The sequence below is a fragment of the Pantoea sp. SOD02 genome (genome assembly GCF_024707505.1).
GTDB classification, from domain to species: domain Bacteria; phylum Pseudomonadota; class Gammaproteobacteria; order Enterobacterales; family Enterobacteriaceae; genus Pantoea; species Pantoea symbiotica.
On the sequence record NZ_CP102604.1, the window covers coordinates 764,283 to 775,143 of the forward strand.

The window sequence follows — 10,861 nt, forward strand, 5'->3', positions numbered from 1 at the left end:
AATGAGTGAGTCTGTTCAGCGCGATAGCGCGTTGCTGGTGCATTTTACGCTGAAGCTGGAAGATGGCTCGACGGCGGAATCCACGCGCGCCAACGGCAAACCTGCGCTGTTCTGTCTGGGCGATGGCAGCCTTTCAGCCGCGCTGGAACAGCAGCTTCTGGGGCGTAAAGTGGGCGACAAGCACGCCTTTACCCTCGAGCCGGAAGATGCCTTCGGCGGCACCAGCCCGGATCTGGTTCAGTACTTCTCGCGTCGTGACTTTAACGACGCGGGCGAACCGGAAGTCGGCGCCATTATGCTGTTCAGCGGCCGTGGCGGCAGCGAAATGCCGGGCGTGATCCGTGAAGTTTCCGGCGACTCAATCACCGTAGACTTCAATCATCCGCTGGCGGGTCAGCGCATTCAGTTTGATATTGAAGTGCTGGAGATTGATCCGGCGCTGGAGGCCAACGATGCAAATCCTGTTAGCTAACCCACGCGGTTTCTGCGCAGGCGTTGATCGCGCCATCAGCATCGTTGAGCGCGCGCTTGAGATGTACGGCGCGCCCATCTACGTGCGTCACGAAGTGGTGCATAACCGCTACGTGGTGAGCAGCTTGCGCGAGCGCGGGGCGATCTTTATTGAAGAGATCGCTGAAGTACCGGATAACGCCATTCTGATCTTCTCCGCACACGGCGTATCGCAAGCGGTTCGCGCCGAAGCCAAAGCGCGTAATCTCACCATGCTGTTTGATGCCACCTGTCCGCTGGTGACAAAAGTGCATATGGAAGTCGCGCGCGCCAGTCGCAAAGGTGTTGAAGCGATTCTTATTGGCCACGCGGGACATCCGGAAGTGGAAGGCACCATGGGCCAGTACAGCAATCCCAACGGCGGTATGTATCTGGTGGAATCGCCGGAAGATGTGTTCAAGCTGAACGTCAAAGATGAGAGCAACCTGTGCTTTATGACGCAGACCACGCTGTCAGTCGATGATACTTCGGACGTGATTGATGCACTGCGTCAGCGCTTCCCGGCGATTATCGGTCCACGTAAAGATGACATCTGCTACGCCACCACCAACCGTCAGGAAGCTGTTCGCGTGCTGGCGCGAGATGCTGAAGTGGTGCTGGTCGTAGGATCGAAAAACTCCTCTAACTCGAACCGTCTGGCCGAACTGGCGCAGCGTGCTGGTAAGCTGGCTAAGCTGATCGATTCGGCTGATGACATTCAGGAAGAGTGGGTCAAAGATAAGCAGATCATCGGCGTCACTGCGGGCGCATCTGCTCCAGATATTCTGGTGCAGCAGGTGATTCAGCGTCTGCGTGAGCTCGGCGGTGAAGCGGCGATTGAGCTGATTGGCCGTGAAGAGAACATTGTGTTTGAAGTACCGAAAGAGCTGCGCGTCGACGTGCGTAATGTGCAGTAAGCGGTTCACACCGCAGTAAAATCAGGCCGACATTGTTCGGCCTTTTCTTTGCCTGTCGCAGACAGAAATCCCACTTCCAGCATGCGGGATTGCTTTTACTGATAATGTTTCGCGGCTGGCATAAAATTCTTATATCCCTTTATTATTGTGGCGTGACTGTTATCTGACCGTTAACCTGTTTACGCTTTACATGCATAGATTTGTATCAGGAATGAATAATTATGAGTGAAATCCGCATTGCTATCGTTGGTGCGCCGGGTCGCATGGGACGCAATTTGATTCAGGCCGTACAGCAGGCGGAAGGTGTTGCGCTCGGCGCGGCACTGGCACGTAGCGGTTCGTCATTGCTGGGCGTTGATGCTGGCGAACTGGCGGGCATCGGCAAAACGGGCGTGATTGTCTCTGACGATCTGCAAAAGGTGGTTAACGACTTCGATGTCCTAATCGATTTCACCCGTCCGGAAGGCACGCTGGAGTATCTGGCGTTTTGCCGCCAGCACAACAAAGCGATGGTGATCGGCACCACCGGTTTTGATGAAGCCGGCAAAGCGGCGATTCGCGCGGCAGCCGAAGAGATTGGCATCGTGTTCGCTGCCAATTTCAGCGTGGGCGTCAACCTGGTGCTGAATCTGCTGCAGCAGGCGGCGAAGGTAATGGGCGACTACGCGGATATTGAAATTGTAGAAGCGCACCATCGTCATAAAGTTGATGCACCATCAGGTACAGCGCTGGCGATGGGCGAGGCGATTGCCGATGCCATGAAGTGGAATTTGGATGAGCACGCGGTATATGCCCGTGAAGGTCATACCGGTGAGCGTAAAGCGCAAACCATCGGATTTGCTACCGTGCGCGCCGGCGATATCGTGGGTGAACATACCGCGATGTTTGCAGATATTGGTGAGCGTGTAGAGATTACCCACAAGGCTTCCAGCCGTATGACCTTTGCAAATGGTGCAGTTAAAGCGGCAAGTTGGTTAAAGAACAAGAAATCTGGCCTTTATGATATGCGTAATGTGCTGGATTTATCGATGTTGTGAGTGTTGTGAACCATCGTGATGTGGTTATTTCAATCGGTAAGACCTTGATTGACGAGGGCAATGTTATCATTGCCCTTTATTTTATCTGTAAATGGATGGTTTGATTGTTTTTCACTGCGAAGGGTTCATTTGTTGCAGTTAATGAGCGTTTATCAGGCTTGCGATGGCTATTTTTGACCATTTGGTCAAAAATTTATGCGTGTTAGCATCACTTTGCCATTATTGCCGTCAGGCAACCGATTATTTTTCCGAGTTATCTCACTCTTTTGTCGCCTTTCACCGTTTTTAACATTCAGTTGCCCGAAATATACAAAAAAATAACCACATGTTGTAGACAAGGTGCGGGGCGATCATTAGAATGCGCGCAATTTGCCAAAATTCGAGTACTCAGGCGGGTTTTGCATTGATTCTGGCACTGCTTTTGAATTAATATGCAAATATTGTGACTGTTTATTCCCTGGAGGATGTTTTGATTAAGTCAGCGCTCTTGGTTCTGGAAGACGGAACCCAATTCCACGGTCGGGCCATCGGGGCTACGGGGTCGGCAGTGGGAGAAGTTGTTTTCAACACTTCAATGACCGGTTATCAAGAAATCCTCACTGATCCTTCCTATTCCCGCCAAATCGTTACCCTCACTTATCCCCATATCGGCAATGTTGGCGTTAACGCCGCCGATGAAGAATCCAGCCAAATCCATGCTCAAGGCCTCGTTATTCGCGATCTGCCGCTGATTACCAGCAACTTCCGCAGTGAAGAAAGTCTGTCAGCTTACCTGCAGCGCAATAACATCGTTGGTATCGCCGATATCGACACGCGCAAACTGACCCGTTTGCTGCGCGAGAAGGGCGCACAGAGCGGCTGCATTATTGCGGGCGATAATCCAGATGCCGCACTGGCACTGCAAAAAGCGCAGGCGTTCCCGGGCTTGAAAGGCATGGATCTGGCGAAAGAAGTGACCACCGCTGAAACCTACGCGTGGCAGCAAGGTAGCTGGACACTGGAAGGTGACCTGCCGGAACAGAAAACGGCGGAAGAGTTACCGTTCCATGTGGTGGCGTACGATTACGGTGCCAAGCGCAACATCCTGCGCATGCTGGTGGATCGCGGCTGCCGCCTAACGGTAGTACCGGCGAAAACCCCGGCGGAAGAGGTTCTGGCACTTAATCCAGACGGTATTTTCCTGTCGAACGGTCCTGGCGACCCGGAGCCGTGCGACTACGCGATTAACGCCATTCAGGCGTTTCTGAAAACCGATGTTCCGGTATTCGGTATCTGCCTTGGCCATCAGCTGTTAGCGCTGGCGAGCGGTGCCAAAACCATCAAGATGAAACTCGGCCACCATGGCGGCAACCATCCGGTGAAAGATCTCGACAACAATACCGTGATGATCACCGCGCAGAACCACGGTTTTGCGGTTGATGACAGCCAGTTGCCAGCCAATCTGCGCGTGACGCATGTGTCGCTGTTCGACCAAACCGTGCAGGGTATTCATCGCACTGACAAACCGGCCTTCAGCTTCCAGGGACACCCGGAAGCGAGCCCAGGCCCGCACGATGCGGCGCCACTGTTCGATCACTTTATCGAACTGATCGAAGCATACCGTTCTAACGCGAAGTAATCAGGAGCCCACGATGCCAAAACGTACAGACATAAAATCCATCCTGATTCTTGGTGCTGGCCCGATCGTTATCGGCCAGGCATGTGAATTTGACTACTCCGGTGCGCAGGCGTGTAAAGCGCTGCGCGAAGAGGGCTACCGCGTCATTCTGGTGAACTCAAACCCGGCAACCATTATGACCGACCCGGAAATGGCCGATGCGACCTACATCGAGCCGATTCATTGGGAAGTGGTACGCAAGATTATTGAAAAAGAGCGTCCGGATGCGGTACTGCCAACCATGGGCGGCCAGACAGCGCTGAACTGTGCGCTGGAGCTGGAGCGTCAGGGCGTGCTGGCAGAATTTGGCGTCACCATGATTGGTGCGACTGCCGATGCCATTGATAAAGCCGAAGACCGTCGTCGCTTTGATGTGGCGATGAAAAGCATTGGTCTGGGCACCGCACGTTCCGGTATCGCGCACACCATGGAAGAAGCGCTGGCGATTACCGAAGTCGTTGGCTTCCCGTGCATCATCCGTCCTTCCTTTACCATGGGCGGCACCGGCGGCGGTATCGCTTATAACCGCGAAGAGTTCGAAGAGATTTGCGAACGCGGTCTCGACCTGTCGCCAACCAATGAGCTGCTGATTGATGAGTCGCTGATTGGCTGGAAAGAGTACGAGATGGAAGTGGTGCGTGATAAAAACGACAACTGCATCATCGTCTGCTCGATCGAAAACTTCGATGCGATGGGCATCCACACCGGTGACTCCATCACCGTGGCACCGGCGCAAACCCTGACTGACAAAGAATACCAAATCATGCGTAACGCCTCGCTGGCGGTACTGCGTGAAATCGGTGTCGAAACTGGCGGTTCTAACGTCCAGTTCTCGGTGAACCCGAAAGATGGCCGCATGATCGTCATCGAAATGAACCCGCGCGTATCGCGTTCGTCAGCATTGGCCTCGAAAGCGACCGGCTTCCCGATTGCCAAAGTGGCGGCGAAACTGGCGGTGGGCTTCACCCTCGATGAGCTGATGAACGACATTACCGGCGGCTTAACGCCAGCGTCGTTCGAACCTTCTATCGACTACGTCGTTACCAAGATTCCTCGCTTCAACTTCGAGAAGTTCGCCGGTGCCAACGATCGTCTGACAACGCAGATGAAATCAGTCGGCGAAGTGATGGCGATTGGCCGTACCTTCCAGGAATCGATGCAGAAAGCGCTGCGCGGTCTGGAAGTCGGTGCCAACGGTTTCGACCCGAAAGTCAGCCTTGACGATCCAGAAGCGTTAACGCGCATTCGTCGCGAACTGAAAGATGCCGGTTCTGACCGTATCTGGTACATCGCCGATGCGTTCCGTGCAGGCATGTCGGTTGATGGCGTGTTCAACCTCACCAACATCGATCGCTGGTTCCTGGTGCAGATTGAAGAGCTGGTGCGTCTGGAAGAACAGGTTGAGCGCGAAGGTGTGAACTCGCTGAATGCGGAATTCCTGCGTGCGCTGAAGCGTAAAGGTTTTGCTGATGTACGTCTGGCCGCGCTGGCGGGCGTTTCTGAAGGCGAAATCCGTAAGCTGCGTCAGCAATTTAACCTGCATCCGGTTTATAAGCGCGTTGATACCTGTGCGGCTGAATTCGCCACCGACACCGCCTATATGTACTCAACCTACGAGGAAGAGTGCGAAGCCAATCCAAACCAGGATCGTGAAAAAATCATGATTCTCGGCGGCGGTCCAAACCGTATCGGCCAGGGCATCGAGTTCGATTATTGCTGCGTGCATGCGGCGCTGGCGCTGCGTGAAGACGGTTATGAGACCATCATGGTCAACTGTAACCCGGAAACCGTATCAACCGATTACGACACTTCGGATCGCCTCTACTTCGAGCCGGTCACGCTGGAAGACGTGCTGGAAATCGTACGTATCGAGAAGCCGAAAGGCGTCATCGTACAGTACGGCGGCCAGACGCCACTGAAACTGGCACGCGCGCTGGAAGCGGCTGGCGTTCCGGTGATTGGTACCAGCCCGGACTCGATTGACCGTGCAGAAGACCGCGAGCGTTTCCAGCAGGCGGTTGATCGCCTGAGCCTGAAGCAACCGGCTAACGCCACCGTTGCTACGCTGGAGCAGGCCGTTGAGAAAGCCGCCGGTATCGGTTATCCGCTGGTGGTGCGTCCTTCTTATGTGCTGGGCGGCCGCGCGATGGAAATCGTTTACGACGAAATCGACCTGAAGCGTTACTTCCAGACGGCGGTATCGGTCTCTAACGATGCGCCAGTGTTGCTGGATCGCTTCCTCGACGATGCGGTTGAAGTGGATGTCGATGCAATTTGCGACGGCGAACGCGTGCTGATTGGCGGCATCATGGAGCACATCGAGCAGGCGGGCGTGCACTCCGGTGACTCCGCATGTTCACTGCCGGCCTACACGCTGAGCACTGAAATCCAGAACGTGATGCGTCAGCAGGTGGAAAAACTGGCCTTCGAGCTGAACGTACGTGGCCTGATGAACGTGCAGTTTGCGGTGAAGGACAATGAGGTTTACCTGATTGAGGTGAACCCACGCGCCGCGCGTACCGTACCGTTCGTGTCGAAAGCCACTGGCGTGGCGCTGGCAAAGGTTGCCGCGCGCGTGATGGCCGGTAAAACGCTGGCTGAGCAGGGCGTCACCAAAGAAGTGATTCCACCGTATTACTCGGTGAAAGAAGTGGTGCTGCCGTTCAACAAGTTCCCAGGCGTTGACCCAATCCTCGGCCCAGAAATGCGCTCTACCGGTGAAGTGATGGGCGTAGGTCGCACCTTCGCTGAAGCCTTCGCCAAAGCGATGCTGGGTGCGCAGAGCAACATGAAGAAAACCGGTCGCGCGTTGCTGTCAGTGCGTGAAGGCGATAAGAAACGTATCGTCGACCTGGCAGCAAAACTGCAGAAGTTTGGTTTCGAGCTGGATGCGACACACGGTACCGCAGTGGTGCTGGGCGAAGCGGGCATCAATCCACGTCTGGTGAACAAGGTGCATGAAGGTCGTCCGCACATTCAGGACCGTCTGAAGAACGGCGAATATACCTACATCGTCAACACGACGGCGGGACGTCAGGCAATTGAAGACTCCAAGCTGATTCGTCGTAGCGCGCTGCAGTACAAAGTGCATTACGACACCACGCTGAACGGCGGCTTTGCCACGGCGATGGCGCTGAACGCGGATCCGACTGAGCAAGTGATTTCAGTGCAGGAAATGCACGCGCAAATTAAATAATCATTGGTTTGATAGTAATAAAGCGGCTCCTGCGGGAGCCGTTTTTTTTGGCCTTTCCCCGCAGCTGAATATCCTTATCTGTAAAAATCCTATTGATTTGACATATGTTTTATCAGTTGATGCGGAAAGGCTTACACCTCGGAATATCCGCACAAATTTATAAATAAGATCCCAGTCAGCGCACCGTACTATTTCGCTCGCTCATCAATAGAGCGCTCACCTTAACTGGGATATAAAAAATGCAAATGCGTGCTTTCACTCTCAGCGCTATTGCTGCGTTACTCGCAGCGGCGCCACTCGCCAGCCAGGCGGAAATTACTTTACTCAAGCAGGATCCACAGGCGGGCGATCCGCTGAGCCGTCTCGACTTCAAAGTGGGCGGCAGTATTCGTCCGCAATACCTGCATCAGAATGGCGTCAACGACAAGTCGTACAAACGTAATGGCTATGACGGCGGATCACGTTTCCGTTTCACCGCCAATTATTACCTGTTCGACGACGTAAGCTGGGTGGGTTACTACGAGCTGGGCGTTAACTTCCCAGCCTGGTGGGGTTGGGACAATCATCATGCGGATGGTGCGAATAACACCTCGCGTCGCCAACTCTATACCGGCTTCAAAAGCGCCACCCTGGGTGAACTCTACTTTGGTCAGCAGAACAGCGTTTACTACGATGTAGTTGGTGCGAAAACCGATATCTGGGATTACGACATGCTGGCCCAGGCACCGGGCAACGGTATCAATGGCGACTACGACGGCTCGTACCGTTCGCGCAAAATGCTGAAGTACAAAAACACCTTCGGCGATGCGGATGTGTATGCGTCTTACCTGTTTGAAGATAACGAATTCCTGCCAGGTAACGGCCTGCGCTATAAGCGTAAAGGCGGCGGTTCGCTGGGTGTGAACTACCACATCACCAAAGATCTGGCATGGGGCACCGCGTGGAACTACACCCGCGCCGATATCCGTAATCCAGGCAATGGTGACAGCAAACGTTATGACCAGAATATCTATGGCACTGCGCTCAGCTGGACGCCGGATAACTGGACGCTGTCAGCCGGTGCCGGTTGGTATGAGAACTTCTCACCAACCAAACGCAACACCGTTAACAACTACTTCGCGGATGACGCGTGGGGCATCGAATACTTTGCTGGCTACAAATTCCCAATCGGTCAGTATGCGGTGAAATCTATTCAGCCTTACTTCATGGGCGACCGTCTGGAGTTCGTCAACGGACGTGACTACAAACGTATTGATAACGGCGTCGGCGTGAGTGCGCAGCTGGATTACGGTTTCCGTGTCGACTACGAATATGTCATCACCTCCAGCACCGACAAATCACTGGGCAACGTGAATCTGGTGCGTCTGCGCTACGATTTCTAAAGCGTCTCAACGGCTCCTGCGGGAGCCGTTTTTTTTTGTCGCACAGAGTGCGCTTTTCTTTACACTGCGATACCGACAATGCGACGTTTCGCGCGGAGTTGTGCCGCCTCGTCAGCAATTTCTGGCTCCTCGCCCCGCTATTGCCGGGAAAGTCGGTGTAAAACTCTGTCCAATAACAAAAGTGCGGTGGCATCGGAGCTTTACGCAAATAGCGGGGTCGGCCTATCGACGAAAGTTTCGCCTTTACGTATGATGGCGCCAATTTTTTCCAGTAGGTCTTTTAACATGATTAGTCTGATCGCGGCACTGGCAGCGGATCGCATTATTGGTATGGAAAACGCCATGCCATGGAACCTGCCAGCAGATTTGGCGTGGTTCAAACGTAATACCCTGAATAAGCCGGTGATTATGGGTCGTCTGACCTTTGAATCGATTGGCCGTCCGCTTCCTGGACGCTTGAACATTGTGGTCAGCAGCCAGCCCGGCAGCCACGAAGGCGTTACCTGGGTTACATCGCTGGAAGAGGCGGTAAAAGCGGCAGGTGATGTTGAAGAGATGATGGTGATTGGTGGTGGACGCGTTTACGAGCAGATGCTGGCTCGCGCGGATCGTCTTTACCTGACCCATATCGATGCGGAAGTGGAAGGGGACACGCAGTTCCCGGACTACGAGCCGGACGAGTGGCAGTCAACCTTCAGCGAATTCCACGACGCTGATGAGCAGAACTCGCACAGCTACTGCTTCGAGATTCTTGATCGCCGTTGATCACCCGTTACGCATATGATCGCCATTGATGGCCTATGTAGGCAGGTGCGCATAAATGCGCACCCTACGAAAGTCCTGCCAAATAACTGTAGGGTCGCCATTAATGGCGACCTTTTTTATTTACGGCGTATCACTTAACGGCGGATGCGCACTCACCGCGCTCTCGGCCATCGCCTGTTCGCGGTTGGATGCCTGCACGTAATACTGTTTGGTTTCCCAATGCAGCAGCGTCAATGTTCCGCCCCAGCAGCAGCCGGTATCCAGACCAATCACATGCTCTGGCGTGCCTTTCCCTTCCAATGATGCCCAGTGACCAAAGATCTGCGTATAGTCGCTGTCGATTTTGCCCGGCACGTTAAACCACGGCTTAAGCGGTGGCGGGGCAGATTCTGGCGACTCTTTGCAGATCATATCCAGCTGGCCATTCGGGAAGCAGAAGCGCATCCGCGTTAGCGCATTGGTGCTAAAGCGCAGTCGTGCCAGGCCGCTGAGCTCCGGCGTCCAGTTGTTTGGCATGTCGCCGTACATCGCATCGAGAAACAGCGGATAGCTGTCGCTGGAGAGCACCGCTTCCACTTCACGCGCGCACATCTGCGCTGTTTCCAGATCCCACTGCGGCGTAATGCCCGCATGCGCCATTAACAGCTTTTTATCTTCATCCACCTGCAACAGCGGCTGACGACGTAACCAGTTGATCAACTCATCGGCATCATCGGCTTCCAGCAGCGGCGTCAGGCGATCTTTCGGCTTATTGCGGCTGATACCGGCAAACACCGCCAGCAAATGCAGGTCGTGATTACCCAGCACCAGGCGCACGCAATCACCCAGCGATTTCACATAGCGCAGCACATCGAGCGAGCCGGGGCCGCGCGCCACTAAATCGCCGGTAAGCCATAAGGTGTCCTGCTGCGGATCGAAATCAACCTGCGCTAACAGCGCACGAAGCTCGTCATAACAGCCATGAACATCGCCAATCAGGTATGTACTCATTGTCAGTCCGATTAAAACGCGCCGCCCGGACGTGCCGGGCGGAGGAGAATTAGTGAATGTGGGTTTGCACCGCGAGTCGGAACACCGGAATCTCGACGTGGAACTCTTCGCCCGCATCATCGACCATCACATAGTGACCTTGCATGGTGCCCATCGGCGTCTCCAGAATCGCGCCGCTGGTGTACTGATACTCGCCGCCGGCAGCAATGTGCGGCTGTTCGCCGACCACGCCTTCACCTTGCACTTCAGTCTCGCGACCGTTGCCGTTGGTGATTAGCCAATAGCGGCTGCGCAGCTGTACGTTGCTGCGCCCCAAATTGCGAATGGTGATGGTGTAGGCAAACACGTAGCGATCCTCGTCGGGCAAGGATTGTGACTCCACATACTGACTATGCACATGGATACAGACGCGGGCCAGTTCACTCATG

At 54.4% G+C, this 10,861-nt stretch carries 9 protein-coding genes; 7 read left to right on the top strand and 2 right to left on the bottom strand.

Annotated elements, in window-relative coordinates:
• The first annotated feature begins 1 nt into the window (after nucleotide 1).
• The 7 genes from fkpB to folA all read left to right on the top strand — a co-directional run bounded on the left by fkpB (nucleotide 2) and on the right by folA (nucleotide 9,443).
• A complete protein-coding gene (fkpB, locus tag NR302_RS03480) occupies nucleotides 2-472 on the top strand; it encodes an FKBP-type peptidyl-prolyl cis-trans isomerase (protein ID WP_008108656.1) in 471 nt (156 codons plus the stop codon).
• Nucleotides 453-1,406, top strand: coding sequence for a 4-hydroxy-3-methylbut-2-enyl diphosphate reductase (gene ispH / locus NR302_RS03485; RefSeq protein WP_008108655.1), 954 nt, complete (start codon nucleotides 453-455; stop codon nucleotides 1,404-1,406). Before fkpB ends, ispH begins: the two co-directional genes overlap by 20 nt.
• Nucleotides 1,407-1,627: 221 nt before the next feature.
• On the top strand, nucleotides 1,628-2,443 hold the full coding sequence (gene dapB / locus NR302_RS03490; RefSeq protein ID WP_258144581.1) for a 4-hydroxy-tetrahydrodipicolinate reductase: 816 nt from the start codon (nucleotides 1,628-1,630) through the stop codon (nucleotides 2,441-2,443).
• A 469-nt stretch (nucleotides 2,444-2,912) separates the two neighbouring features.
• On the top strand, nucleotides 2,913-4,061 hold the full coding sequence (gene carA / locus NR302_RS03495; RefSeq protein WP_154154263.1) for a glutamine-hydrolyzing carbamoyl-phosphate synthase small subunit: 1,149 nt from the start codon (nucleotides 2,913-2,915) through the stop codon (nucleotides 4,059-4,061).
• A gap of 13 nt (nucleotides 4,062-4,074) precedes the next feature.
• Nucleotides 4,075-7,296, top strand: a complete 3,222-nt coding sequence (gene carB / locus NR302_RS03500; RefSeq protein WP_258144582.1) for a carbamoyl-phosphate synthase large subunit — start codon at nucleotides 4,075-4,077, stop codon at nucleotides 7,294-7,296.
• A 239-nt stretch (nucleotides 7,297-7,535) separates the two neighbouring features.
• Nucleotides 7,536-8,678, top strand: a complete 1,143-nt coding sequence (locus tag NR302_RS03505; RefSeq protein ID WP_061718146.1) for a porin — start codon at nucleotides 7,536-7,538, stop codon at nucleotides 8,676-8,678.
• Nucleotides 8,679-8,963: 285 nt separating this feature from the next.
• Nucleotides 8,964-9,443, top strand: a complete 480-nt coding sequence (folA, locus tag NR302_RS03510) for a type 3 dihydrofolate reductase (RefSeq protein ID WP_008108650.1) — start codon at nucleotides 8,964-8,966, stop codon at nucleotides 9,441-9,443.
• 120 nt (nucleotides 9,444-9,563) lie between these two features.
• On the opposite strand, the gene apaH is transcribed toward folA, so the two are convergent.
• Both apaH and apaG read right to left on the bottom strand, forming a co-directional pair.
• Entirely contained in the window at nucleotides 9,564-10,433 is an 870-nt protein-coding gene (gene apaH, locus NR302_RS03515) for a bis(5'-nucleosyl)-tetraphosphatase (symmetrical) ApaH (RefSeq protein ID WP_258144583.1), read from the bottom strand.
• Between the two features lie 49 nt (nucleotides 10,434-10,482).
• On the bottom strand, nucleotides 10,483-10,860 hold the full coding sequence (apaG, locus tag NR302_RS03520) for a Co2+/Mg2+ efflux protein ApaG (protein WP_061718143.1): 378 nt from the start codon (nucleotides 10,858-10,860) through the stop codon (nucleotides 10,483-10,485).
• Between the last annotated feature and the right edge of the window lies 1 nt (nucleotide 10,861).

Excerpts from the sequence above, each read along its gene's own strand:
- fkpB (WP_008108656.1), top strand. The coding sequence starts at position 2 with ATGAGTGAGTCTGTTCAGCGCGATAGCGCGTTGCTGGTGCATTTTACG.
- ispH (WP_008108655.1), top strand. The coding sequence starts at position 453 with ATGCAAATCCTGTTAGCTAACCCACGCGGTTTCTGCGCAGGCGTTGAT.
- dapB (WP_258144581.1), top strand. The coding sequence starts at position 1,628 with ATGAGTGAAATCCGCATTGCTATCGTTGGTGCGCCGGGTCGCATGGGA.
- carB (WP_258144582.1), top strand. The coding sequence starts at position 4,075 with ATGCCAAAACGTACAGACATAAAATCCATCCTGATTCTTGGTGCTGGC.
- NR302_RS03505 (WP_061718146.1), top strand. The coding sequence starts at position 7,536 with ATGCAAATGCGTGCTTTCACTCTCAGCGCTATTGCTGCGTTACTCGCA.
- folA (WP_008108650.1), top strand. The coding sequence starts at position 8,964 with ATGATTAGTCTGATCGCGGCACTGGCAGCGGATCGCATTATTGGTATG.
- apaH (WP_258144583.1), bottom strand. The coding sequence starts at position 10,433 with ATGAGTACATACCTGATTGGCGATGTTCATGGCTGTTATGACGAGCTT.
- apaG (WP_061718143.1), bottom strand. The coding sequence starts at position 10,860 with ATGAGTGAACTGGCCCGCGTCTGTATCCATGTGCATAGTCAGTATGTG.